A 24,740-nucleotide genomic window follows, 5' to 3' on the forward strand; every position below is an offset into this window, starting at 1 on the left:
GGGTACGGTGGGCGACATGGCTAGAACTTCTAGCGAATCAGCGTTGGTCGTCGGCGGCGGGCCGGGCGGCATGATGCTCGCCTACCTGCTGGGGCGGGCCGGCATCCGCGTGACGCTGCTGGAGGCGCACCGCGACTTCGACCGCGATTTCCGTGGCGACTCGCTGCACCCGTACACGCTGGAACTGCTCGACGAGCTTGGATTGGCCGAGCCGCTGCTGGAGTTGCCGCACGAGAAGGCCCGGCAGTTCCGGCTGCACACCACGGCCGGCTCGGTCACCACCGCCGACTACACCCGCCTGCGCACGCCGTTCAACTACGTGACGCTGATGCCGCAGGCGCGGTTCCTGGACTTCATGGCCGAGCGCTTCCGATCCCTGCCCGGCTGCGAGCTCCGCACCGGCTGCAAGGTGACCGAACTCGACGAGCGCGACGGCCGGATCGTGGGAGCCCAGGGCATCGAAGCGGACGTGGTGATCGGTGCGGACGGCCGGCACTCGCGGCTGCGCCGATTGGCCGACCTGCCGGCGCGGTCGCTCGGAGCGCGGACCGACCTGATCTGGTTCCGGCTCCCGCACCGGGACGGCGATCCGCCGGACGCCGACGTCGACCTGTTCTTCGGCCGCGACCACTATGTCGGCCTGCTCACCGGCACGGAGGGGTGGCAGCTCGGGTACAGCGTCCCGAAAGGCGGCTACGCCAAGGCCCGGGACGCCGGCGTCGAGCCGATCCGGCGGTTCCTCGACGAGCACGTGCCGTGGCTGGCCGGCCGCACGCACCTGCTGACCGACTTCACGCAGACGACCTTGCTGTCCGTGGACATCTCCCGCGTGCAGCGGTGGTGGCGGCCGGGCCTGCTGCTGATCGGCGACGCCGCGCACGTCATTTCGCCGGTCGGAGGCAACGGCATCCTGATGGCGATCCAGGACGCCGTCGCCGCCGCCAACCGCCTCGTGCCAGCACTGCGTCAAGGGCCGGTGCCGGACCACGTCCTCGCCGCCGTCCAGGCCGACCGGGAGCCGGCGATCAAGCTCGTGCAGGACGACCAGGTCCGGATCGAGCACCGGGCCGCCCGCGCCCGGGAGTCGGGCCGCCCGATCGTGCCGGCCAAACTGCTCCGGCTCATCACCGCTCTGCCCGGGGTGCGGAGGCGTGCAGCCCGCGCCAATGCCTACGGCCCCAACGCTCCTAGGCTGTCATTGCCTTGAAGCCGTCACGCCAGGACGGCCAGACCGGCTGCCAGCCGAGGCTGTGCCGGGCGTAGCCGTTGTCGGCGCCGCGGGCGAAGCCGGTGCGCTGATCCGACCGGGCCGGCGGCTCGGCGCCGACGGCGGCGCAGAACTCCGGCACCCACTCGAAGCCGGGAGCCGGCTCGTCGTCGCAGACGTTCACCGGGCCATTTCCCCAGTCCAGCGACCGCAGGGCAGCCGTGGCGGCGTCGTCGATGTGCACGAAGCTCGTCACGTCGCGGTTGGCGGCCAACGGCCCCGTGGCCATCAACCCGTCCGGGGCGTACCACGTGCCGGGACCGTAGAACGTGCCGTAGCGCAGCACGACGTGCGACGGAACACGAGCGGCCTGCGCCTCCAGTTCGGCGACACCGCGCACGGTCGTCCGCCGTGGTTCGTCGGCCTCGACGTCGAGCGGCGTGTCCTCGCGAGCCGGCGTGTCGCCCGGCTCGTAGGCGAAAGCGATGCTCTGCACGACAAATCGCCGCACGTCGGCGGCCAACGCCGCGTCGACGAGGTTCCGCGTGCCGACGACCCGGATCGCCGAGTTGGCGGCGAAGTCGCGGGACGCGAGGTCGGTCAGCTGGTGCATGACGACGTCCGGCCGCGCGACCAGCACCGCCGCCCGCACGCTGTCCGCGTCGAGGGCATCACCGGCGGCGGGCTCGGCCCCGAGCTGCCGGATTCGGTCCGCGCTGGCGGTCGACCGGGCCAAACCGGTGACGTGGTGGCCGTCGGCGAGCAGGAGCGGGACGAGGCGCCGACCGAGGACGCCGGTCGCGCCGGCGAGGAAAACACGTGCCATGGGCAGACGCTATCCGGGGCCGCGGCGACAGGTGTGGACCAGCGCGCGGCCGGATTCCGGTACCAGGCCGCGCCGAGGGGCGGGCCACGACCCCTCGGCGCGCGCCGGTCAGTCCCGGGTGAAGCTCTGCACGTCGTGGTTCAGGAAGCTGTGCAGGTCGGTCGCCGGGATGTGCAGCGCGGAGCCGCTGCAGTCCGGAGTGGTGTAGAGGTCGAAGCTGGCGTCGCTGTTGTTGAACTCGGAGTGCACGACGAACGGCAGCGTGGTGCACCCGGTGGTCGACGCGTCGTAGGTGACGCTCTGGCCACTGAAGTCGGCCTGCCAGAAGGTGATGCCGGTGGGCTCGTCGGCGGACGCGGTCCCGGCGACCGCGGCGACGAGGCCGAGTGCGGCGACGGCGGATGCGACAAGACGCATGGATTCTCCCCATTCCCGATGCGGCGGCACACTCGATCATCGTCGCCGCGCGCCGCGGTGGTCAAAGTTTTGTGACGACGTGGACAAAGTGACCGTTGACTTCGCCTCGACCGGAGCGTTCCGGACACCCGAGTCCGACAGTGCCGGTGACGCGAGCACTCGGCGCGTACGACCTAGCCCGCCCTGACCTGCCGGTTCAACAAAACCTGCATCACGCCCCAATCCCGGCCGCCGAGCCTGGTCCTCGTAACGCTCCGCCATCGATCACAGGGAGAGTTGGTATGCGAACCAGATTGGCGATCACCGTGCTCGCGGTGCTGGCCGCCGTGTTCGGCTTCGCCGGCGCCGCGAACGCGGCGACGCCCGCGCCGCAGCACGTCACAGTGCAGGGGGTCCTGGTCTCGCCGGACGGGCACGCGGTGTCGGTTCCGGCTGGCACGGACGGCGTGCTGCGGGCGGACGGCCTGGTGTGCATCGCACACCCGATCAACGCCTGCGGTTTCGTGTTCAGCAAGAGCCTGACCGAGACGATCTACACGTATGCCATCAAGAACGGGGTGAACGCGGCCGCCGCGTTCTGCGCGTCCCAGCTGAACGCGCACGGCTTCGGCTGGCTGAGCTGGGTCTGCAACGCGGCCGCCGACTACGTGAAGAAGCTGGCCGATCCCAGAGGCTCCTGCCTGTTCGTCGGTGCGGCCGGCCTGGTGCCGATCGCCGTGTACACGCACGACTCCTGCGCCTGACCCGCCCGCGGGCGTCGCAGAGGGGTCGACGCCCGCACCGACCCGGTTCCGCGAGATCTTCCCTACGGTGGCGACTTGGGGGATAGTCCCCCATGCGCGTCGTGGGCAGGCGGGACCGGGTTGGGGGCCGTATGGAGTTCCACGTGCTCGGGCCGGTGGAGTTCGTGGTTGCGGGCCGGGTGGTGCCGACCGGGCATCCCCGGCAGCGCTGTGTGCTGGCCGTGCTGCTCGCGGAGGCGAACCGCACCGTGCTCACCGAGCAGTTGATCGACCGGGTGTGGGGCGACGATCCGCCGAACCGCGTCCGCAACGTGCTCTCCGGCTACATCACCAGGCTGCGGGCGGTGATCTCCGGCCCGAGCGTGGCGCTGGAGCGATGTCCCGGCGGCTACGCCGTTTCCGTTGACCCAAACGCGATCGACATGCACCGGTTCCGCGATCTTGTCGGACGGGCCAGGCCGGCCGAGGATCCAGCTCTGCTGACGGAGGCGCTGGGACTGTGGCGCGGGCCGGCGTTCGCGGACACGTCGTCACGGTGGCTGGCCAACCTCGCGGCGACACTGGAGACGGAGCGGATGGCCGCGGTGTTGCTGCGCAACGACATCGCGCTGCGCGCCGGCGATCACGCCGAGCTGTTGGCGCAACTGTACGACCTCGCCGCGGCGCATCCGCTGGACGATCGGGTGACCCGGCAGCTGATGACCGCGCTGTACCGCTGCGGCCGGCAGGCCGAGGCGCTCGCCGTCCACGCCAAGGCCCGTGCGCTGTTGAAGGAGGAGCTGGGTCTCGATCCCAGCCCTGAACTTCAGGCACTGCAGAGCCAGATCCTCGACAACGACCCGGCACTCGCGGTCCCGCCGCCGAAGTCGGCCGCACGGCCGATTCCGCGGCAGCTTCCCGCCGTGACCTCGGCCTTTGCCGGGCGGGACTGGGAAATCACGCAGCTGGACGCCGTTCGGGACACGCCGGTGGTAGCCATCGACGGCGCCGCCGGCATGGGCAAGACGGCGTTGGCGGTCCAGTGGAGCCGTCGCGTCGCGTCGCGTTTTCCGGACGGGCAGCTGTTCGTGAACCTGCGCGGCTATTCGCCGGGGCCGCCGCTGCATCCGCTCGGCGCGTTGACCCAGTTCCTGCGGGCGCTGGGAGTTCCACCCGATCAGCTGCCGCTGGACGTCGACGAAGCGGCCGCGCTGTATCGCAGCGTGCTGGCCGACCGTCGGGTCCTCGTCGTGCTCGACGACGCGCGCGGGCCGGAGCAGGTGCGGCCGCTCCTGCCGGGCAATCCGGACTGTGGCGTGGTGATCACCAGCCGGAACCGCCTCGGCGGGCTGGTGGCGCGAGAGGGCGCCTGGCGGCTCACGCTGGATGTGCTCTCCGATGACACAGCCGTCGAACTGCTGACGAAGCTGCTCGGCACGCAGCGTGTCTCGCTCGAAGCGGAGACCCTCACCGAGCTGGTCGCGCTGTGCGCGCATCTGCCGCTGGCGTTGCGGATCGCCGCGGCGAACCTGGCGAACCACCCGCAGCGGCGGATCGCCGACTACGTCAAGCAGTTGCGCGCAGGCGACCGGTTGGACGCGCTGCAGGTCGACGGCGATCAGGAGGCGGCTGTCCGTGCCGCGTTCGAGCTGTCGTACGCGACGTTGAAACCAGAGACACAGCTGCTGTTCCGCCGGATCGGCTTGCTGCCCGGCCCGGACATCACGGTGTCGTCGGTCTCCGCGCTCGTCGACGACGCCTCGCAGCTGGAGGTGCTCGCCGCCGCCCATCTCGTCGAATCCGTGGGAGAGGGCCGGTACCGGTGCCACGACCTGCTGAAGCTGTTCGCGGCCGAGCTTGCCCGGGACGATCCCGACCGCGACGCGGCCTTCACCCGGCTGGCCGCGTTCTATCTGGACGCGGCGGAGTCGGCCGCGGCCCTGCTGTATCCGCAGATCCTGCGGCTGCCGGGGCGGCACGGGTATCGGGAGCGGTTCGCCGAGCACGCCGAGGCGCTGGCGTGGCTGGACGGCGAGCGGGTGAACCTTGTCGCCCTCGTCGCGCACGCCGCCGAGCACGGGCCGCATTCGCTGGCGTGGCAGCTGTCCGACGCCCTGCGCGGATATTTCTGGCTTCGCCGCCACGCCGGCGACTGGCTCGCTGTCGCCCGGACCGCACTCTCCGCGGCTTCCGGTGAGCCCCTCGCGGAGGCGTCTGCGCAGCTCAGCATCGCCGACGTGCACTGGAGCGTCGGCCGCCACGGCGAGGCCATCTCCGCTTACGCCGCCGCCCTGGACCTGGCTCGCCGCGCCGACTGGATCGACGGACAGGCGACGATCCTCGGCAACCTCGCCAGCGTCAACGTCGAACGCGGCGAGCTGGATCTGGCGCGGCAGCACTATTCGACGGCCCTGTCCATGCATCAGGACAAGGGCCGCCGCGCCGTGACCTTGAGCAATCTGGGCAACGTGGACTGGGAACAGGGTGCCCTGGCCGACGCGGAGGCGCACTTCACGGAGGCCCTCGAGCTGCACGAATCCCTTGTCGCTCGGGCGAATTCGCTGCTGAACCTCGGTTCGGTCCGGCATGACCTGGGTCAGCTCGACGCCGCCATGGCCGACCTGTCCGATGCCCTGCGGCTCAGCCGCGAGGTCGGCGACGGCGCCGACGAGGCCACCGCGCTCGTCAGCATCGCTGCCGTGCAACGGGATCGCGGCCTGCTCGCCGAAGCCTTCGACGAGGCCCGCGCCGCACTCGTCCTCGCGCAACGCATCGACGGCCGGCGCATCGAGGCCAGCGCCGTCAACGTGCTCGGCACCATCTGCCAGCGGCTCGGTCGCCATCGTGAGGCCATCGGCCACCACGAGGCCGCCCTGCGGCTCGGGCAGGTCACCGCCGATCGCCGCGCCGAGGTCGAGGCCCTCATCGGCCTCGCCGACGCTCACCTGTCCTCCCGCCGCCTCGACCTCGCGGCCTCCCACGGCGACCGCGCCCTGGCCGCCGCCGAGCGAGCCGGGTATCGCCTGCTCGCGGGCTACGCCCACACCGTGCTCTCGGACGTGCACCGGCGCCTCGGCGACCACTCCGCCGCCGTCACCCACACCACCCGCGCCGCCGAGATCTTCGCCTCGACCGGCGGCCGGCTGTGGCTGTCCCGGCTGGATCGGGCAAGCAACTGACGGTGTCCGAGCAGGCCGCTCGCCGCGGTGCTGGCCGGCAACCGCAGTCCCCCGCAGGCGTGGCGGTTGCCGACCAGCTCTGTCGGCACGGTCCGGCCGCGCGGTCGAGGTGGCGCCTCGACCGCGCAACCCGTATGACCTGGTCAGGCCAGCCCGTGACCGTGCCGCGTGGGCGTCGGCGTGCCGGTCGGCGCAGGAACGCCGCTCGCCGAGACGTGCGCGGCGGTATGTGCGGCCGCGATACCCCCAGTGACGGTCGCGGCGACCAAAGCCAGCGCGACCATCAGCCTGCTCACCATTACTGCCTCCCCTTGTCGGTTGACGCGGAGGAGCGTGACGGGCGGGGATTGAGGAAAAGTTGAGGCCGCGAACGGGGGTGGATGGCCTAGCATCGGCGGCTGTCATGGTGGGAAGCAGACAGCCGTCGCCGGTGGTGGAGTTCGGGTTCAGCAACCCGGACCGGCCCCGCCTCGGCCTGGAGGTGGTGGACTTCGCCCGGCTTGCCGCCCGGCTGCCGGCTTCGACGTTGTCCACAGTGCACCGCACGGACTTCCACCAGCTGTTCCTGATCACCGGTGGTCGCGGCGCGCTGATGGTCGATTTCGTCGACCACCCGTGCGAGCCGGGCACGCTGGTGTCGGTGTGCCCGGGTCGGGTGCTGCGGCTTCCCCGGGCCACCGACGGCGGCCGGCTGGACGCGCTGATGGTGCTGTTCACCGACACGTTTCCGCAGCGGCTGGAGGCGATTCGTCCGCTGCTGAGCCCCTTCGGCCAGGTGGTCTGGACGGTGCCGGTCGACGAGCACAAGGAACTCGCCCGCGCGGTCCGGGAGTTGATGACGGAGTACCACCGCGCCGTCGACAAGGTCACGGTGGATCTGCTCAGGCAGCTGCTGGGGGCGTTGCTGCTCCGCATCGCGCGGCTGCCGGCGGACGGGCCGCCGGCGGCGCACGAGGACACGTACGCGAGGTTCCAGCACGAGTTGGAGCGCTCGTTCGCCACCACTCGCAACGCCAACGACTACGCCGCCCGCGTCGGTTACTCGCTGCGCAGCCTGAACCGGGCCTGCCAGGCGGCGACGGGCCGGTCGGCCAAGGCGCTGATCGACGCCCGCGTGGCGCTGGAGGCCAAGCGGCTGCTCGTCCACACCGACCTGCCCGCCGCCGCGATCGGCAACCGGCTCGGCTTCACCGAGCCGACCAACTTCGGCAAGTTCTTCCAGCGCGAGACCGGCGAATCCCCGGGCGCGTTCCGCGACCGCGAGCGGGTCAGCGCAGGCGGTAGTGTCCATTTCGATCGGTTCCTTCCCTCGGCTCGGGCGGGCTCGCACCGAGGGGCCGGAGTCGCCGGAGAATCCTCGACACGCGATGTCGAGGCGGGACGGCGGGGTCCGACCAGAGCGTGACAGGCCCGCACACGAGGGAGCAGAGCCATGAAGTACCTGCTGATGATCTACGGCAACAAGGAGAAGTGGGCGTCGCTGCCGGAGGAGCAGTGGCCGGAGGTGATTGCCGAGCAGGAGGCGTTCAACGCCCGCTACCGCGCGACCGGCGAGCTGCTCGGCGCCTACGGCCTGGCCGACGCCGAGGAGGCGAAGCTGGTCCGCCGGGTGGACGGCGCGGCCGTGGTGACCGACGGCCCGTACCTGGAGACCAAGGAGTACATGGCCAGCTTCTACCTGCTCGACGTGGCCGACGAGGCCCGCGCCCGGGAGATCGCCGCGGACATGCCGATCGCCGGCACCGACCCGGTCGAGCTGTGGCCGGTGCCGCACGAGTCGGCGTGATGTGACCTGCGTCTCACTTGGCCGTGCGGTGGGACGCGGGCGCGGGTAGCGGACAAGGACGGGTGTGACCTCGCTGATGGCCCGTGGCGCCGAGGGGGAGGCGGACCTGAAGGACGTGTTCGCCCGCCTCTTCGACGAGCACGCCCGCCCGCTGCGCGGCTACCTGGCTGGCCGGGTCGGCGCGGACACGGCCGACGATCTCGTCGCGGAGACGTTCCTGGTGGCGCTGCGCCGGTGGCCGAGCTTCGACCCGGCGCAGGCCCCGGTCCGCGGCTGGCTGTACGGCATCGCCACGAACCTGCTGCGCAACCACCTCCGCCAGGAGATCCGGGGCTATCGGGCGACGGCGCGGGCCGCCGCCGCGAGCGAGCAGGAGCCGCACGACACCCGGGCCGCGGAGCGGGTCGACGCCGAGAACGCCACCCGGTCGCTCGCCGCCGCCCTGGCCGCGCTCGGGCGGCAGGAGCGGGACGTGCTCCTGCTGACGTCGTGGGCGGGCCTGACACCGGCCGAGGTCGCGGTCGCCACGGGGGTGCCGGCCAGCACCGTCCGCTCCCAGCTGCACCGGGTGCGGGAGAAGTTGCGGGCGACGCTGGCCGCGAACGACGGGAGCGCCCGATGACCGCGGACCGCCTCGATGAGGCGCTGGACCGGCTCCACCAGGCCCAGCGCACCGAGGAACCCGACCTCGGGGCGATTCGGGCCAGGGTTCTGGCCGCCGCCGACCGGCCCCCACGCCGAACGCGACCCGTGCTGTGGCTGGCGGCGGCCGCCGCGCTGGCGTTGCTGGCCGCGTCCCAGGTCGTGCCGCGGCCGGTGGCGCGGGAACCGAAGATTTCGCTGGCGTCGGCCTCCGCTTTCCTCGACGCCGCCGCTGACCGGCAGGCCGACGAGCCGATCAAGCCGGGCCAATACCGTTACGTCGTCACGCATTCCTTCGACTCGGTGAGTCAGCAGCTGTCGGCGACGACCGGCTACTCCTATCTCGTCGAGCACCGCCAGCAGCTGTGGATCCCGGCGGATCCCCAGCAGCAGTGGGTGATGCGCCGCGAGGTGCCGGAAACGACGCCGATGTGGCTGGGCGGCAGCATTCCACAGGCTCAGACCTCGCCGCCGGAGCCGGATCGGACGGCCAAGGGGGAGTGGCGGGCGGACTGCGGCGCGTTCTTCCCCAGCGCCAACGGGAAGCGGCCGTGCGAGGATCCGACCGACTCGGAGAGCCAGGCGTTCTACCGGAACCTGCCGCGCGATCCCCAGCAGCTGCTGGCCTTCCTGGCCACCCACGGCTCCACGCCGCTGGCGCGATTCCGCTACGCCACCAGGGTTCTCGTCGACGGCCTGATGCCGGCGGATCTGCGGGCCGCCTGGTACCGGGCGATGGCGATGATCCCGGGCGTGCGGATCACCGCCGATCAGGCCACTGTGGACGGTCGCGTCGGCGTCGCCATCGGCCTCGCCGACAGCGAGGAGCACGACGACGTGATCATCGACGGCAGCTCCGGCCGGTTCATCGGCCTGCGCCAGCTCGTCGGCGAGCACTCGCAGGACTTCCCCTGGCTGGCGCCGGGAACCCTGCTCGAAAGCAGCGCCGTCACCACGACGACCGTGAACGGCATCGGCTGAAAGGCGCAGACCATCAAGACGAGAACCATCGCACTGGCCGTTGCCCTCGCCCTGACCGGCTGCGCGGCACAAGCCCCGGCGACGACAACCACGGCGACAACCACGACAACGCCCAAGGCCCACGACGGCAAGGCGCTACAGGACGCCAGGCACCCGGCCGGCGCGTCTCAGCTTCCCAGCGGCCGCACCGGCTACCGTGTGCCCGCCGACATCCAGGCGGACGTCCAGCAGACCGTCGAGGCGCGGCCGGACATCGTGCGCACGATCTCGTTGCCGCACAAGTCCGTTCTCGGCAGGGACGTGCCGGCCCTGGAGATCTCCCACCACGTCCGGGACAACGACGGCCGCCCGGTGTTCCTGCTGATGGGCGGCATCCACGCGAACGAGTGGCCGGGGGTGGAGGTGGCCACCGAGTTCGCCATGGACCTCGCCGAGCAGGACGGCCGCGACCCGCGGATCACCGCCCTGCTCGACCGGGTCCGGGTGATCATCCTGCCGGTGGTCAACCCCGACGGCTACGAGGTCTCCCGCGGCGGCCGGATTCCGGACAAACGCAAGAACTGCGACCCCACCTGCGGAACGGCGGTGGACCCCGACACCGGCTCCGACAGCGCCGGCGTCGACCTGAACCGCAACTTCGGCGTGAACTGGGGCGGTGTCGGCTCCGGCGGCGACAAGGCCGACGGCGACTACCGTGGCCCGAAGCCGTTCTCCGAGCCGGAGACGCAGAACATCCGCGACCTCGTCACCGGCCGCCAGGTGACGGTGCTGGTCGGCCTGCACACCTACGGCGACATGAACCTTCGCCCGCCCGGCCAGAACGCCAGCCCCCTCACGCCGGACGAGGCCGTGTACGCCGAACTCGGCGACCAGATGGCCCAGGCCAACGGCTACCCGAGCAAGCTGAGCCGCGACCTGTACGAGACCAGCGGCACCGCCGAGGAATGGTCGTACCACACGACCGGCGGCCTCGGCTTCGAGACGGAGCTGGCCGGCGAGACCAACCACGGACCGTTCACCACGAGCGTGCTGGACCAGTACCACGGCGAGCGGGAGGCGCTGCTCCGCGACGCCGAGGCCGCCGGCAATCCCCGATACCACAGCAGGATCACCGGCACGGCCCACGGCACGCTGGAGCTGTCCAAGCCCGGCCTGCACAGCACGATGACCGCCGACGGCCCGTTCACCTGGGACGTGAACCCGTCGATCCGTCCGGGCACGGACGGCCGGAACATCCAGGAGAGCTGGACCCTGACATGCTCCGGCCGGACCGTGCCGGTGACCGTCGGCCGCGGTGAGACGACGACGGTCAGCTGTTAGCCAGGTAGCCACCCATCGTCTTGAAGTAGTCGCCGGCCGCGAGTTCGGCGCCGTCGGCGGTGCGCACCCGCTCGATCACCAGGCCCGGTGACGTGCCGCGCAGGGCGTCCGGGCCGGCGACGATCACCACGCCGTCGCCCTCCCGGATGAAGATCCGGCCCGGCGTGCCGCCGTAGTGGCCCTTCGACACGGACGCCTTGACCACCCGCAGCTCCTGGCCGCGGTGATAGGTGAAGGCGTTCGGGTAGGGGTCGGACTGGGCGCGCACCAGCCGTTCGATCCGGGCAGGCGGCCAGGTCCAGTCGATCAGGCTGTCCCGCTTGGCCCGCTTGTGGAAGAAGCTGGCCCTGGACCGGTCCTGCGGCGCCGGCGTGAAGCCCTGCTCGATCAGCTTGATCGCCTCGGCGGTGATCGGCGCGATCAGGTCCACGGTGCGGTGGAACAGGTCGGTGGCGGTGTCGGTCGGTCCGACCGGCACCGACCGCTGCAGCACGATGCTGCCGGCGTCCAGCTCGCCGTCCATCATGTGCGCGGTGACGCCGACCTCGGGCTCGTCGTTGAGCAGCGCCCAGATGATGGGGGAGAAGCCGGCGTAGGCCGGCAGCAGCGAGTCGTGGATGTTGAGCGTGCCGTGCCGGGGAAGGTCGAACACCTCCGGCGGCAGCCAGGTCCGCCAGTTGTTGGCCACGATCAGGTCGAGGTCGGCGGCGCGCAGCTCGGCCAGCAACTCGGTGTCGTCGGGACGGTCCCGCAGCAGCACCCGGATGCCGTGCTCCTCGGCCAGGTCGGCCACCGAGTCGGCCCAGATCCGCTCGTACGCGTGGTCGCTCTTCGGGTGCGTGACGACCAGTGCGACGTCGTGGCCGGCGTCGATCAGGGCGCGCAGGGTGCGGTGACCCCAGGTCTGGTAGCCGAACATCGCGACGCGCATGCGCAGGAGCCTTCCGTGATCGACGAGTAGGTCAGCCTAGCCTAACTTAGGCTAGGCTGACCTCTGTCGTTCGGCTAGGCCTTGGTCGCGGTGTAGTTCCTGAACAGCAGATACGTGTCGAGGATGTCGGACTTGGCGCTCTGCACGGACCGGTAGATGCCCCACTTCGGCCGCACGTAGTCGCCCTGGTCAGGGATGTTCACATTGGACATGTGGCCCTGCGCGGCGATCGGGGCGCCGCTGCCGGCGCCGCTGCGGATGATCGCGGACGCCGAGCCCTTCGAGCCGGGTGTCAGCGTCAGCTCGATGTTGATCCACTTGTCCCGCAGCGGCGCCAGGTTCGTCTTGGCGATCGCCGGCGAACCCGAGTTGGCGTACGCGCGGACCTGGATGATCTCCGTGCTGCCGCTGCGGCTCAGGTCGATCGTCACCCACGGGCCGCCGTTGGTCGACGGCGTCTTGGTCTGGAAGATGTGGGTGAACTTGCTGGTGCCGTGCAGGGACGACGGCATGTACATGTCGTAGGCGATGGTCCACGTCTCGCCGTTGCGCATCTTCAGCGTGGTGCCGTTCTGCACCATGCCCTTGGACTCGGTGCGCTGGCGGTCGCCGCCGCCGGTGGTGTCCCGGTCGTCGGCCCAGATGTTGAACCGGTAGTGGTCGCCGCCCTCCACCACGACGTACTTGCGGTCCGGGTGGTGGTTGCCGCGGTCGGCCTCGATGCCCTCGAACGCCTTCAGCCCGTCGGTGGCGGGATTCGGGTGCCAGAGCGGGGACGCGGTCGGTGCGGCGAAGGCGGAGGTCAGCGGACGGAGTGCGATCGGCGCGGCGAGGGCCGTGACGGCCAGCGTGCGCAGAGCGGTCCGACGGGAGAAACCGGGCAGGGATTCCGGCATCTTCGGTGTGTCCTTCCTGGCGGCGTACGACAGGGGTACACATCGGGCGGCGGGAGAACGGCCCTGGGGGCAGAACATCCGATGTCTTGCGCCAGCGACCATAGGCCCGTTCGAACCTGACTGTCAATGGAAAGGCATACATCCGAGCACTGCTAGTGCTGTGGGCAGCGGAAAGTCCGAAACGCCACCGTGCCCGCCATGCGTCCGCTCACGTGATCGCCGATGCGGTCACGCGGTCATCAACTTCTCCAGTGGCCGACCGAGCTGATCGCGTTCCGAGCCGGGCCGTCTACGCCAACGGCGCTGCCATCTGGGCAAGCTGTTCCCTGGAACGCGCCCACTGCTCGTGGGCGCGTTGTCGGAGCCACTGGATTTCCGCCGCCGTCTCGACGGCTCCCTGCGGATTACTGTCCACAATGGTCAGAGCAACTTCGACGACACCCGGCGGTACGTCGACGCCGTCGCACTGTCCGAAGAGGGTGTACGAACACAACGCCCGCCGGGTGTATCCGTGTCTCACTGTTCGGTCATTGCAGCACTGAGCGACTCCTTCGTGGCGCGGCGGGCGGGAATGAGCGCGGCGAGGGGAGCGGCCAGCACGGCCGCGCCGATCAGGACGCCGAGCCGGTCCCACGGCAGCGTGAACAGAACCGGCTCGGCGTCGGTCGACGCCACCCGGGTCAGCAGCCACGCCGACACGATGCCGACGCCCAGCCCGCAGACCGCCCCGAGCAGCGCCACGAACACCGACTCCGTCATCACGGTCGCGCCCAGACCGCCCCTGGTCAGGCCGAGCGCCCGCAGCAGCGCCGACTCCCGCGTGCGCTCCAGCACCGACAGCGACAGCGTGTTGGCGATGCCGGCGAAGGCGATCAGCACCGCCAGCGCGGTCAGCGCCCACAGCAGGTCGAGCGTGCCCTGCAGCGGTTCGGACAGCTGCGCCTTGATGTCCGCGATGCTGTTCAGCTGGGCCAACGGGTCGCCGGACAATGCCCGCTCGATCTGTGGCCGCACCCGGTTGACGTCCGCGGTGGACGCCAGCTTGACCAGCACGCTCTCGTCGTAGCTGGCGGCGCCCTCCGGCGTGATCGCCGGTTGCTGCGCGAGGTCGACCAGCGCCAGGCCGAGGTCGGCGCCGGGGGCGTTCACGCTGTCGTAGACGGCGACGACGTGCAGCGGCACCTTGGCCGGCACGGTGTCGCCGACCTTGAGTCCGGTCTCCGTGGCGAGTTGCTTGCTGACGGCTATCTCACCAGCGCCGAGGCGGTCGAGTTTGCCGGACAGCACGACCGGGCGCAGCACCTTGCCCAGGGCGTCCCCTTGGACGGCGGACAGGCCGTAGCCGCCGTACGAGCCGAGGTCGCCGGAGAACGACACCCGACGCGCGGTCGCCTCGACGCCGGGCACCGTCGCCAGCGTCGCCGCCAGGTTGTCCGGCAGCGGCCGGTTGCTGACGGCGCTGGTGATGGTGAAGTCCGCCGTCAGTTGCTGGTCGACGCCCCGGCTCTGCCCGGCCTCGATGCCGGCCGTCATGGTCGTCACCAGCGACACCACGGCCAGCCCGATCGTGAGCGCGGCGGCGGTAGCGGCCGTGCGCTTGGGGTTGCGGTCGGCGTTGAGCGCCGCCAGCTTCGCCGGCTGCCCCAGCATCGGCGCGAACACCGCGGCGAACGCGCGCACGACCGGCCCCACCAGCAACGGACCGGCGGCCAGGGCCGCCACCAGCAGCGCCACCATGGCGGCGACCACCAGCGCCGTGGCGGCGTCCAGGTCGGCGCTGCCGAGCGCCAGCGCACCGGCCCCGACACCCACCAGCAGCGCTATGACGGCACCGACGGTGCGTAGCTTGCCGGCGCGGGCGGTCTTGCCTTCGAGCGGCGTGCGCAGCGCCTCCACCGGCGCGACCCGGGTTGCCGCCCGCGCCGGCAGCGCGGCGGCGAGGGCCGTCACGAGCACGCCGATGGCCACCGACTCGACGGCCGTCCGCACACTGAGCGGCACGTGCACACCTGCCGGGTTCCCCGTCTGCAACAACGCCGCGACGCCCAGCCCGCCGAACAGGCCGGCCAGGGACGCCACCGCCCCCACCACGACAGCCTCGATCAGCACGCCGGTGAACACCTGTGCCTTGCCGGCGCCGACACAGCGCAGCAGCGCCAGCTCACGGGCCCGCTGCGTGACGAGGATGGTGAACGAGTTGACGATCACCAGCGCGGCCACCACCATCGCCAGCACCGCGAACGCCGTGAAGAACTTGGTCAGACGGGCCGAGTCCGACGCCGCGGTGCCGAGCAGCTTCGCCGCCGCCTGCTCGCCGGTCGCCACATCGGTGCCGGGCACCGCCTGCGCGATGCGGTCCCCGAGCTCCGTGTCGCTCACGCCTGGCGCCGCGCGGACGGCGATCTCGTAGTAGCCGTCACCCGGCACCAGCTGGCGTGCGGCCTCCGGCGTGAGCACCAGCTTCGACGAGCCGATGCCGGCGTCGGTCGGCCGGCTGAACGTGCCGACCACCGTGAACCGGTGCTGCTGGCCGCTCTGGTCGAACAGTGTCACCTGCTGGCCGGGCGAGTACCCGGCCTCGGTGGCGGTCGCCAGATCGTCCGCCTTGCCCGGCCACCGCCCGTCGGCCAGGTCGAACGGCCGGAGCTGCTCGTCCGCCGGCAGCGCCGTCGCGCCCTCGCTCCGCGCATGGCCGTCGACCAGCAGGGGCGCTTCGACCTCGATGCGCCCCTCGGCGGCGGCCACGCCCGGAAGCCGACGCACCTTGTTCAGGACGGCGTCGTCCAGGGCGCCGTGCTTGGCGGTGATGTCGATGTCGACGCCACGCAGCTGGTACGCGACGGCGGCGCGCACCCCCGCGTGCACGGCGTCGGCCAGGATGAGCGAGCCCGACACGAACGCCACGCCGAGCGCGATCGCGACCGCCGACAGCAGCAGCCGCTTGGGCCGGGCCTTCAGCCCGGCGATGACCGTACGCAGCATCACGCCCCCACATTCGCCAGTGCGGACAGCACGGCGTCGGCAGTCGGCCGCTGGAGGTGCGCCGCGATGCGACCGTCCGCCAGCAGCACGCCGTGATCGGTGTACGAGGCGGCGACCGGATCGTGCGTCACCATCACGACGGTCTGCCCCATCTCGTGCACGGACGCGCGCAGGAAGCCCAGCACCTCCGCGCCGGACCGCGAGTCGAGGTTGCCGGTCGGCTCGTCGGCGAACACCACGTCCGGCCGTCCCACCAGCGCCCGCGCACATGCCACGCGCTGCTGCTGGCCACCCGACAGCTCACCCGGCTTGTGCCCGAGCCTCGCGCGCAGGCCCAGCACGTCCACCACGGTGTCGAACCACTGCCGGTCCGGTTGCCGGCCCGCCAGCCGTAGACCGAGCAAGATGTTCTCCTCGGCGGTCAGCGTCGGCAGGAGGTTGAAGGACTGGAACACGAAGCCCACGTGATTCCGCCGCAGCCGGGTCAGCGCGGCGTCGGACAGGCCCGTCACGTCGTGCCGTCCGATCCGCACCCGTCCCGAGTCGACGGCGTCCAGTCCGGCCAGGCAGTGCATCAGTGTCGACTTCCCCGAGCCGGACGGTCCCATGATGGCGGTGAACCGTTGGGCCAGGAAGTTGACCGACACGTGGTTGAGCGCCCGTACCGCGGTGTCACCGCGGCCGTACACCTTCACCACATCGGTCACCTCGGCCGCTGTCGGACTGTCCACTGTGCTCTCCCAGCTCGCTCGACGACTGCCCGGCGAGCATGCCCGTCCGACCCTGAACGGCTCCTGAAGCAACCTGAAGTTCCCTTCAGGAGCCGCCGGCGGCATCTGGGAGGATCGACGCATGCGAGTGCTCGTCGTGGAGGATGAGAGGCGGCTGGCCGAGTCGCTCCAGTGGGGACTGGAGGCGGAGGGCTACGCCGTCGACCTCGCGTACGACGGGATGGAGGGGCTCGAACTCGCGCAGGAGAACCCGTACCAGGTGATCGTGCTCGACATCATGCTGCCCAAGCTGAACGGGTACAAGGTGTGCGCGGTGCTGCGGGAGCGCGGCGTGACGACGCCGATCCTCATGCTCACCGCCAAGAACGGCGAGTACGACGAGGCCGAGGCCCTCGACACCGGCGCCGACGACTTCCTGAGCAAGCCTTTCTCCTATGTGGTGCTGACGGCCCGGCTGCGCGCCCTGACCCGGCGCGGGCGGGCGAGCGCGTCGGCCACGCTGACGTTCGGCGACCTCGTGCTGGATCCGGCCAAGCGCACGGTTCGGCGCGCGGGGCAGCCGGTGACGTTGACGTCCAAGGAGTTCGCGGTGCTGGAATGCCTGCTGCGGCACGACGGGCAGGTGGTGGCCAAGCACGAGATCCTGGACCAGGTGTGGGACATGGCGTACCGCGGCGACCCGAACATCGTGGAGGTGTACGTGAGCGCGCTGCGCCGCAAGCTCGACACCCCGTTCGGGCGGCGCACCATCGCCACCGTGCGCGGCCTCGGCTACCGGCTGGTCGACGATGAGTAGGTGGTGGCCGGCGTCGGTCCGGCGCGGCACGACGCTGGCGGCCTTCCTGGCGTGCGGGGTGATTCTCACGCTGGGATGGCTGGGGACTCGGGCGTTCGTGGAGACGAACCTCACCAGCCAGGCCACGAACCTGGCGCGCAGCCGGGTGGATCGGCTGGTCGCCTCGCTCGGCGACGGCAGTGACCCGGCGTTGAGCGGCGACGCGATGTTCGTCGTGGTGGACGGCGCCGGCCGGGTGGTCTCGGTCAGCGACGCCATCACCCGGCTGAATCCACAGTGGACGCCACCGCCGCCGGCACCCGTTGGCGCGCCGGCGAACTGGGAGGGCACGGCGCAGGTGACGCTGCGATCCGAGGCCCATCCGCAGTGGCGCGAGTTCCGCACATACACCGCGGTGGGGCGGGTCGCCGGTCCGCTCACCGCGTACATGTTCGTGCTGCCCTGGGACACGCTGTACACGCTGCAGCTGTTCGACGACACGATGGCGTTCTTCGTGCCGCTGGGCATGGTGATCGCCGCCCTGGTGACGTGGTTCGCGCTGCGACGGACGCTGCGGGCCGTGGAGGCGATCCGCCGGGAGCTGTCCGGGGTCAGCGGCAGCCGGCTGGACCGGCGGGTGCCGGTGCCGCCGTCCCGTGACGAGATCGCCAGGCTCGCCTCGACCACCAACGAGACGCTCGACCGGCTGCAGCAGGCCCACGACCAGCAGGAACGCTTCGTCGCCGACGCCAGCCACGAACTGCGCAGCCCACTGGCCAGCCTCCGCACCGGACTGGAGGTGGCGCTGGCGCACCCCGACCGGGCCAACTGGCCCTCGGTCGCCCGGCGGTCGTTGCTGGACGTGCAGCGGCTCCAGCGGATCACCACCGACCTGCTCCAGCTGACCGTGGAGGACAAGCCGGTGTCGGCGGAGGTGGTGGATTTCGCCGACGTGGTGGCGGAGCAGGTGGCCGTGCAGACGGTGGGCGCCGGGCCGACGGTGCGGGCCTCCGTGCAGTATCCGGCGATGGTGCGCGGCGAGCTCGTGCAGCTGGAGCGGCTACTGCGCAACCTGCTCGACAACGCCGTCCGGCACGCCGCCACCACCGTCACGGTGACACTGTCCGTCGGCGACGAGGTGGTGCTGGAGATCCTCGACGACGGCCCCGGCATCCCCGTCGGCGACCGCGAACGGGTGTTCGACCGGTTCGTCCGGCTGGACGACGCCCGGGCCCGCGACGTCGGCGGCTCCGGCCTGGGGCTGACGCTGGCCCGGGACATCGCGGTCCGGCACGGCGGCTCGCTCCGGGTCGAGGACAGCGACTCCGGAGCCCGATTCGTCGCCCGCTTGCCCGGTGCGTGGGGCGCGGCCGGGTTACCGTGAGCGGGTGGCGAGCCCGGTCGAACTGGACGTCGACGGCTACCCGGTGCGGATCTCCAACCCGGACCGGGTCTACTTCGCCGCCCGCGGCGAGACCAAGCTGGACCTGGCCAACTACTACCTGGCCGTCGGACCCGGCATCGTGCGGGCGCTGCGGGAGCGGCCCTGCATGATGCACCGGTTCCCGACCGGGACCAGCGGCGAGAAGGTGCACCAGAAGCGGGTCCCGGCCGGTGCGCCGCCGTGGCTGGAAACCGTGCGTGTGCACTTCCCCCGGTACAACCGGCACGCCGACGAGCTGTGCGTCACCAAGCTGGCGGACGTGATCTGGTCGGTGCAGATGTCGACAGTGGAGTTCCACCCGTGGAACTCGCGGCGGGCCGACACCGAGCGTCCCGACGAGTGGCGGATCGACCTCGATCCGATGCCCGAGTGCGGGTTCGACACCGTGCGCCGGGTGGCCGACGTCGTGCACGGGCTGCTGGACGAGCTGAAGATCACCGGCTACCCGAAGACCTCCGGCGGCCGTGGCCTGCACGTCTACGTGCGGATCCGGCCCGACTGGGAGTTCGGCGAGGTGCGCCGGGCCGCGCTGGCGTTCGCCCGCGAGGTGGAGCGGCGGGCGCCCGACGTCGTCACCACGACCTGGTGGCGGCGGGACCGCGACCCCCGGACGCTGTTCGTCGACTACAACCAGAACGCCCGGGACCACACCATCGCCAGCGCCTACTCGGTTCGCGGCGTGCCCGAGGCGACGGTGTCGACGCCCATCCGCTGGGAGGAGCTGCCGGACATCGAGCCGGAGGACTTCACCATCGCGACCGTGCCGGCCCGGTTCGCCGAGCTCGGGGACCTGCACGAAGGCATCGACGACGTCGCGCACTCGCTGGAGCCGCTGCTGGAGTGGGCGGAGCGGGACGGCGTCGACGAGGACCCGGACGAGTCAGCAGGTGCTTGAGTTGCAGGGCCGGCGGCTGAGGGCGTCGAAGAAGACGGCTCGGAAGGCGGCCCCGTCCAGCGCCTGATACGCCTTGCCGCCGGTGGCGGCCGCGATCTGGTTGAGCACCGTCATGTCGGCATCCGGCCCGAGCCCGATGCCGATGATCTCGACCGGGCGGGTGGGGTCGGCCTGCGACCGCAGCCGGGCCAGCAGGCCGTTGAGGTCGAGCCCGCCGGCGCGTTCGTTGCGGCCGTCGGTGATGAGCACCTCGGCGTTGACCTTGGTCGGGTCGAAATCGCTCTTCAACGCCTCGTAGCCGGCGAGGGCGGTGTCGTAGAGGGCGGTGCTGCCGCCGACGCGGCCGGGCAGCGTGGCGCCGGCCCGCTGCAGCGCCAGCCGCTGGGGCACGCCCCGGTCCAGCCCGCCGAGCGGCCCCAGCGGCACGAGTTCGGTCGTGGTCAGCGAGAACGTCCACAGACCGACGGACGTGGTGTCCGGCATGAGCGACAGCCCGGCGAGCGCGCCGTCGCGGGCCACTTCGATGCGGGACTGGCCGTCGGGCATCGGGTCCTTCATGGAGCCGGAGGTGTCGATCACCGCCAGGGTGCGGCCGTCGAGGTGCACGACGCTCCACGCCCGCATCACCGTCGTGACCTGGTCGGCGGTGGGGGCGGGGATGAGCTTCGGGGTCTGGGCGCGGACGCCGTCCTTGCCGCCCCAGGACGCGGAGGCGACGGCGTGCGGGTCGCGGAAGCCGGCGGCGCTGAGGATGCCCATCGACCGGGCGGAGCGGAGTTCCGCCTCGAAGGCGGCCGCGGCGACGCCAGTGCCGGCCGGCTCGGTGGCGGTGGTGACCCGGACGACGGGGTAGTCGAACAGGACGCTGCCCTCGGTGGGGTACACGGCGGCGGCCTTGGTGGCGGCGGTGGCGTTGTAGGAGACGACGGACTGCTCGGTGGCGGTGAACACCGTGTCGGGATGTTGTTGCAAGACCCGAAAAGCCGCGGCGGTGCTGTCCACAGTGGCGTTACGGAGCTTCAGCAGCACGGCGATGAGCTGCGGCGGCGGGGCGCCGGTGGACGCGGGGGAGAGGCGCTGCGCGAGGGCGAGGGTGGCGATGCCCTCGGTGTTGCTGAGCGGATCGGCGATCGTCACGTTGCCGGACACCAGTTGCCGCCAGGACGTGAGCTTGCCGGCCTGCTGCTCGGAGGCGGCGATCACCAGCGGCGACGAGGCGATCGAGGGATGCTCGGCCAGCTGCGGGGTCTTGCCGGTGACCTTGCCCTCGAGCTGCTGCGCGGTCGGAACCCAGAGCGCGGAGTCGGGGACCCAGAGCGCCGGCGGGTCGACCGGGTTGACCGGCAGGTCCTGGACGACCTGCGCCGCCGGCTCGGCGGTGACGTCCACTGTGGCGCACTGGCCGTCGGCGTTGGTGACGTCGTGGTTGAAGGCGTCGGCGATGGCGTGCACGGGGGTGAGCATCGCCGGGGTGACGACGACGCGGAGCGGGATGTCCGAGCCGTGGCAATGGGGGGAGGCGGCGGCGTTGGCCACGACCAGGCCGGTGACGGCCAAGGATGCGACCAGCAGGGGTAGGAGGAACGGGCGCAGCGGATGCTGCGGGGCGCGAGACTGGTGATGGGCCGCCATGTGCCTCTCCTCGCGAGTGCGTGGACGTGGGTCGCCACACTCTGATACGCGAGGAGGGCGCGGACGGTTCAGGCGGTCAGCACCTCCAGGGCCTTTGTCGCGGCGTCGATCACGTCCGTCCACCGTGGATCCCTGACGAACCGGTCATAGGGGTAATCGGTGCCGAGGTCGGCGACCATCGACTCCACCAGTGCGACCAGCGGTGTGACGGCTGCCGCCTCACGGTCGTCACGGAGCGCGTCAGCGAGGTCCCGGTCGACCAGGAACTGCCATGCCCAGCTGTCGCCGCGAGCAAGGAAACACAGCCGCTCCAGCAGCTCGACGCGTTTGCGCGGCTTGTCCACGTCGGTCGCCCCGGCGCTGACACGGTTCCACCACTGCGCCGTCTCCTCGGCGACGTCCCGGGTCTCCCACAGCCGCAGCGGGTGGTCGCCCCACGGTTCCCAGCGGCGCATGAGCTCCCGGTACACGGCGGGGCTGTAGATGCCACGGACCCGGAAGTTGGTCAGGTGGTAGCGGTCGATCACCAGCCGGGCGAGCCTGCCGGTGCCGCGGCCGCGATGGTGGCCGACGACGAACAGCTTCTCCCCGCCGTCGCCCCACTGCGGCGGCAGCACCCAGAGTTTGGCGCCGGGGGCGAAGTGCTTGAGGCCCCGTCGGACCTCGACGCCGTCGGGGCCGTGCGTGGTGTGCGCGGCCACGTTGGCGACCACGCACCACGCCAGCACCTCGGCCTCGGAGTCCCCCATGCCGGCCATTCTGGCAAACGGCGGAAACCGAATTTCAGCAGTCGCGGAGCTCCGGGCCCTGGTTGAGCAACTGCCCGCGCGGCGACACGAACGCGCGGTGGCGGTCACCGTCCACTGCGGACGGGCGGAACGCCGCGACCCGATGGCAGTTCTGGAACGCCAGCGTCACGCCGAGGTGGCGTTCCAGCCCGCCGCGGATGGCGTCCGATGCCAGCGCTCGCAGCAGCTGCCCGCGTTCGGCCTCGCTCGGCGGGGGAGTGGCGTGGTCCGCGAAGTCGCCGTCGCCGAGGTCGGCGACGACGCCGCTGATCACCTGCCACGCGTACGGCAGCGAGTCGCGGACGCAGGTGACGAACTCGTCGTCGGTGACGTCGCCGCTGGTGGCGCGGGCGTGCAGGGCGGCGGACACACCCATGTGCATGGGGTTACCCGAATGAAGATCGCCTTCGTCGGCAAGGGCGGCAGCGGCAAGACCGCTCACCGACGACGATCTCGGCGTCGCCTGCTACCACTCCAAGGTCGGGGCGGCCGAGCTACGCCAAGGACTTCGGCATTCGCGTGGCCGTGATCGGCAACAAGGTCTGCGACCGGGACGACCTGGACTTCCTGCGCGGCCAGGTCGGCGACGACCTGCTGTGCTGGCTCGGCCGCTCACCGCACGTCCGGTCCGCCGAACGCGGCCGGGTGCTGCCGATTTCCGCGCTGGAGCAGAAGAACCTCGCCGCGCAGGTGGATCCGGATTTCGTGCCCGTGGGTCACTGACGTCGGGGCGGGATCGCCCGCCGGTCACTCGTCGTCGGGGTCCGCGTAGGTGATCGAATCGATCCGACCGGCCTGGATCACGGTGTGCGGGTCCCCGTTCACCGTGTTCCGGGTCGTGCCCGGCTCGCTCTCCGTGCTCTCGGCGTGCGCGTTGTCGCCGACCGCGATGTTGTCGGCGTTGATCGTGCCACCGAACATCTGGATGCCCTTGTTCACGTGCGCCATGCGCCCATCGTCGCCGCCCGGCCGCCGGCCGTCGCCCCCATCCCCGCCGCATCACCCGAACGGCCCGTCGCGGACCTAGGATCATGGGCGTGACCGACACCGAGGTGCTTCGCAAGGACAATCGCTACGAGCTGTGGGTCGACGGCAAGCTCGCGGGGCTCGCGGCGTACGCGGACCGCGATGAGCAGCGGGTTTTCCACCACACGGAGGTCAACCACGCCTACCGTGGGCAGGGATTGTCCACTGTGCTCATCGAGCGGGCGCTGGCGGACGCGAAGGCGTCGGGGAAGCGGATCGTGCCGGTGTGCCCGGCGGTGGCGGCGTATCTGGGCAAGCATGACGGGTTCGCCGACGTGACGGACCCGGTGACGGACGAGACGCTGGACTGGATCGAGGGGCTGTTCGACAAGAAGCGCTAGGGGAGCACGTTCCTGAGGTCGATCGACACCGGCGGCGGCAGCGGCCCGGCGTGTTCGGCGCGAAACGAGTTGAGCAGGTACGCGACGAGTCGCCGGGACGCCGCCAGTGTGGCCTCCGGTGTGTCGGCGACGATGCCGTTGTTGGCCATCAACAGCAGGGTCAGGTCCTCGGGCACGAAGTCGGCCCGCAGCTGCCCGGTCTGCTTGGCCCGTTCGACCAGCACGGAGACTTCCCGCACGGCGCGGTCCCGTTCCCGCTCGATGTCGACGGCGGCGGGGAAGGACGCCAGGAACGCGGCGCCGAACCCCCGGTCGACGGCCTGCATCGCGCAGATCTTCTCGACCGCGCGGCACAGCCCGCGCCACGGGTCGGGATCGGCCAGAGCCTCGTCCATGCTGGCCACACACGTCCGGAACTGGTCCTCGAACACCTCGGCGACCAGCGACTCCTTGGTCGGGAAGCGACGGTAGAGGGTGGCGACGCCGACCCCGGCCCGGCGCGCGATCGTGGCCATCTGCACATCGATTCCGCGTGACGCGAACAGCTCGCGGGCGACCGCGAGGATGCGGTCGCGGTTCTGCGCGGCGTCCGACCGGAGTTGAGACTTCTCGGGGCTCATGTCTCTCACTTTAGACGCAAGTGGACTAGGTGCTCCACTTCCGGTGATAGGGTTCGGGTAATTGGCGATCTGGAGGATGAAATGAGTTTTCAGGGAACCACCGCCGGTCGGGTCATCACCCGATTCAACGGAGTGGTCGACCGGCTGCGTTCCTCCCGGCTGCTCGGTCCGCTCGTCGGCCGGTACCTCACCGTCGTCAGCTACACCGGCCGCCGGTCCGGCCGCACCTTCCGGACCCCGGTCGGCTACCGGCGCACCGGCGACGTGGTCTCCATCCAGGTGATGCTCGCGGACACCAAGAACTGGTGGCGCAACTTCACCGGCGACGGCGGGCCGCTCACGCTGGACCTGCCGGGCGACCCGGTCACCGGCCACGCCGTCGCCGAACGGGTCCGGGAGAATCGAGTGAATGTCACCGTGCGGTTGTGAACGTCATTTCGCGCCCCGGGTCCGCGGGAATTTGAGCATTTCTGCTTGTCGTACGACGAACAGAACGGCGGTGGCATGTTCGCGGGTCGAGGAGGATGCGCTGTCCTCCGCAGGCCGGGGTGGGGCGGGAAATCAACCGGAATTTGCCGGATCTGCTGACCGAAGACGGG

Annotated in this window: 26 protein-coding genes; 14 read left to right on the forward strand and 12 right to left on the reverse strand. The window is 71.2% G+C overall.

Annotation, left to right across the window (positions count from 1 at the left end):
- The first annotated feature begins 16 nt into the window (after window positions 1-16).
- A complete protein-coding gene (locus BJ998_RS42830; RefSeq protein WP_184869900.1) occupies window positions 17-1,207 on the forward strand; it encodes an FAD-dependent oxidoreductase in 1,191 nt (396 codons plus the stop codon).
- On the opposite strand, the gene BJ998_RS42835 is transcribed toward BJ998_RS42830, so the two are convergent.
- Window positions 1,188-2,033, reverse strand: coding sequence for an NAD-dependent epimerase/dehydratase family protein (locus BJ998_RS42835; protein ID WP_184869901.1), 846 nt, complete (start codon window positions 2,031-2,033; stop codon window positions 1,188-1,190). The genes BJ998_RS42830 and BJ998_RS42835 overlap by 20 nt on opposite strands.
- A 108-nt stretch (window positions 2,034-2,141) precedes the next feature.
- Window positions 2,142-2,450: a hypothetical protein gene (locus BJ998_RS42840; RefSeq protein WP_184869902.1), complete on the reverse strand. Its 309-nt coding sequence runs from the start codon at window positions 2,448-2,450 to the stop codon at window positions 2,142-2,144.
- A gap of 281 nt (window positions 2,451-2,731) precedes the next feature.
- On the opposite strand from BJ998_RS42840, the gene BJ998_RS42845 reads away from it, so the two are divergent.
- Window positions 2,732-3,193, forward strand: coding sequence for a hypothetical protein (locus BJ998_RS42845; protein WP_184869903.1), 462 nt, complete (start codon window positions 2,732-2,734; stop codon window positions 3,191-3,193).
- A gap of 143 nt (window positions 3,194-3,336) precedes the next feature.
- Window positions 3,337-6,351: an AfsR/SARP family transcriptional regulator gene (locus BJ998_RS42850; RefSeq protein WP_184869904.1), complete on the forward strand. Its 3,015-nt coding sequence runs from the start codon at window positions 3,337-3,339 to the stop codon at window positions 6,349-6,351.
- Between the two features lie 143 nt (window positions 6,352-6,494).
- Here the strand turns inward: BJ998_RS42850 and BJ998_RS42855 are convergent, their stop codons facing one another.
- Window positions 6,495-6,650 (reverse strand): hypothetical protein, encoded by a 156-nt coding sequence (locus BJ998_RS42855; RefSeq protein ID WP_184869905.1) that lies wholly within the window; start codon window positions 6,648-6,650, stop codon window positions 6,495-6,497.
- Between the two features lie 104 nt (window positions 6,651-6,754).
- On the opposite strand from BJ998_RS42855, the gene BJ998_RS42860 reads away from it, so the two are divergent.
- The 5 genes from BJ998_RS42860 (at window position 6,755) to BJ998_RS42880 (ending at window position 11,080) form a co-directional block, all read left to right on the forward strand.
- Window positions 6,755-7,756, forward strand: a complete 1,002-nt coding sequence (locus tag BJ998_RS42860) for an AraC family transcriptional regulator (RefSeq protein ID WP_184869906.1) — start codon at window positions 6,755-6,757, stop codon at window positions 7,754-7,756.
- 27 nt (window positions 7,757-7,783) lie between these two features.
- A complete protein-coding gene (locus tag BJ998_RS42865; protein WP_184869907.1) occupies window positions 7,784-8,137 on the forward strand; it encodes a YciI family protein in 354 nt (117 codons plus the stop codon).
- Between the two features lie 64 nt (window positions 8,138-8,201).
- A complete protein-coding gene (locus BJ998_RS42870) occupies window positions 8,202-8,759 on the forward strand; it encodes an RNA polymerase sigma factor (protein ID WP_345032285.1) in 558 nt (185 codons plus the stop codon).
- Window positions 8,756-9,760, forward strand: coding sequence for a CU044_5270 family protein (locus BJ998_RS42875; RefSeq protein ID WP_184869908.1), 1,005 nt, complete (start codon window positions 8,756-8,758; stop codon window positions 9,758-9,760). The genes BJ998_RS42870 and BJ998_RS42875 overlap by 4 nt, the downstream gene beginning before the upstream one ends.
- 198 nt (window positions 9,761-9,958) lie before the next feature.
- Complete coding sequence (locus tag BJ998_RS42880) at window positions 9,959-11,080, forward strand: M14 family zinc carboxypeptidase (protein ID WP_184869909.1); 1,122 nt, start codon at window positions 9,959-9,961, stop codon at window positions 11,078-11,080.
- Here BJ998_RS42880 and BJ998_RS42885 read toward each other — a convergent pair.
- The 4 genes from BJ998_RS42885 to BJ998_RS42900 form a co-directional block, all read right to left on the reverse strand.
- On the reverse strand, window positions 11,070-12,011 hold the full coding sequence (locus BJ998_RS42885; RefSeq protein WP_184869910.1) for a methionyl-tRNA formyltransferase: 942 nt from the start codon (window positions 12,009-12,011) through the stop codon (window positions 11,070-11,072). The genes BJ998_RS42880 and BJ998_RS42885 overlap by 11 nt on opposite strands.
- A gap of 74 nt (window positions 12,012-12,085) precedes the next feature.
- Window positions 12,086-12,907, reverse strand: coding sequence for a hypothetical protein (locus tag BJ998_RS42890; protein WP_184869911.1), 822 nt, complete (start codon window positions 12,905-12,907; stop codon window positions 12,086-12,088).
- Window positions 12,908-13,423: 516 nt separating this feature from the next.
- Window positions 13,424-15,889, reverse strand: a complete 2,466-nt coding sequence (locus BJ998_RS42895) for an ABC transporter permease (protein WP_184870281.1) — start codon at window positions 15,887-15,889, stop codon at window positions 13,424-13,426.
- Window positions 15,889-16,620: an ABC transporter ATP-binding protein gene (locus BJ998_RS42900; protein WP_312890661.1), complete on the reverse strand. Its 732-nt coding sequence runs from the start codon at window positions 16,618-16,620 to the stop codon at window positions 15,889-15,891. The genes BJ998_RS42895 and BJ998_RS42900 overlap by 1 nt, the downstream gene beginning before the upstream one ends.
- Window positions 16,621-16,741: 121 nt before the next feature.
- On the opposite strand from BJ998_RS42900, the gene BJ998_RS42905 reads away from it, so the two are divergent.
- The 3 genes from BJ998_RS42905 to ligD are packed head-to-tail and all read left to right on the forward strand — an operon-like array spanning window position 16,742 to window position 19,734.
- A complete protein-coding gene (locus tag BJ998_RS42905) occupies window positions 16,742-17,416 on the forward strand; it encodes a response regulator transcription factor (protein WP_184869912.1) in 675 nt (224 codons plus the stop codon).
- Window positions 17,409-18,779, forward strand: a complete 1,371-nt coding sequence (locus tag BJ998_RS42910; protein ID WP_184869913.1) for a sensor histidine kinase — start codon at window positions 17,409-17,411, stop codon at window positions 18,777-18,779. The genes BJ998_RS42905 and BJ998_RS42910 overlap by 8 nt, the downstream gene beginning before the upstream one ends.
- A 4-nt stretch (window positions 18,780-18,783) precedes the next feature.
- Window positions 18,784-19,734: a non-homologous end-joining DNA ligase gene (gene ligD / locus BJ998_RS42915; RefSeq protein ID WP_184869914.1), complete on the forward strand. Its 951-nt coding sequence runs from the start codon at window positions 18,784-18,786 to the stop codon at window positions 19,732-19,734.
- Here ligD and BJ998_RS42920 read toward each other — a convergent pair.
- From BJ998_RS42920 to BJ998_RS42930, 3 genes are all read right to left on the reverse strand, one after another.
- Window positions 19,720-21,366 (reverse strand): substrate-binding domain-containing protein, encoded by a 1,647-nt coding sequence (locus tag BJ998_RS42920; RefSeq protein ID WP_184869915.1) that lies wholly within the window; start codon window positions 21,364-21,366, stop codon window positions 19,720-19,722. The two genes, ligD and BJ998_RS42920, sit on opposite strands and share 15 nt — an antisense overlap.
- A 68-nt stretch (window positions 21,367-21,434) precedes the next feature.
- Window positions 21,435-22,115 carry an SCO4402 family protein gene (locus BJ998_RS42925; protein WP_184869916.1) on the reverse strand — a complete coding sequence of 227 codons (681 nt, stop codon included), beginning with the start codon at window positions 22,113-22,115 and terminating at the stop codon, window positions 21,435-21,437.
- A 34-nt stretch (window positions 22,116-22,149) separates the two neighbouring features.
- Entirely contained in the window at window positions 22,150-22,536 is a 387-nt protein-coding gene (locus tag BJ998_RS42930; protein ID WP_184869917.1) for an SCO5389 family protein, read from the reverse strand.
- A 137-nt stretch (window positions 22,537-22,673) separates the two neighbouring features.
- Between BJ998_RS42930 and BJ998_RS42935 the strand changes: the two genes are divergently transcribed.
- Complete coding sequence (locus BJ998_RS42935; RefSeq protein ID WP_376776059.1) at window positions 22,674-22,877, forward strand: ATP-binding protein; 204 nt, start codon at window positions 22,674-22,676, stop codon at window positions 22,875-22,877.
- A gap of 24 nt (window positions 22,878-22,901) precedes the next feature.
- On the opposite strand, the gene BJ998_RS42940 is transcribed toward BJ998_RS42935, so the two are convergent.
- A complete protein-coding gene (locus tag BJ998_RS42940) occupies window positions 22,902-23,102 on the reverse strand; it encodes a hypothetical protein (protein WP_184869918.1) in 201 nt (66 codons plus the stop codon).
- Window positions 23,103-23,191: 89 nt separating this feature from the next.
- On the opposite strand from BJ998_RS42940, the gene BJ998_RS42945 reads away from it, so the two are divergent.
- On the forward strand, window positions 23,192-23,521 hold the full coding sequence (locus tag BJ998_RS42945; protein WP_376776060.1) for a GNAT family N-acetyltransferase: 330 nt from the start codon (window positions 23,192-23,194) through the stop codon (window positions 23,519-23,521).
- On the opposite strand, the gene BJ998_RS42950 is transcribed toward BJ998_RS42945, so the two are convergent.
- Window positions 23,518-24,141, reverse strand: a complete 624-nt coding sequence (locus BJ998_RS42950; RefSeq protein ID WP_184869920.1) for a TetR/AcrR family transcriptional regulator — start codon at window positions 24,139-24,141, stop codon at window positions 23,518-23,520. The genes BJ998_RS42945 and BJ998_RS42950 overlap by 4 nt on opposite strands.
- 81 nt (window positions 24,142-24,222) lie before the next feature.
- Between BJ998_RS42950 and BJ998_RS42955 the strand changes: the two genes are divergently transcribed.
- The gene (locus BJ998_RS42955; protein ID WP_184869921.1) at window positions 24,223-24,570 is read left to right on the forward strand and encodes a PNPOx family protein; all 348 of its coding nucleotides are present in this window, start codon (window positions 24,223-24,225) and stop codon (window positions 24,568-24,570) included.
- The last annotated feature ends 170 nt before the right edge of the window (window positions 24,571-24,740 follow it).

This window comes from Kutzneria kofuensis (assembly GCF_014203355.1).
GTDB lineage: Bacteria > Actinomycetota > Actinomycetes > Mycobacteriales > Pseudonocardiaceae > Kutzneria > Kutzneria kofuensis.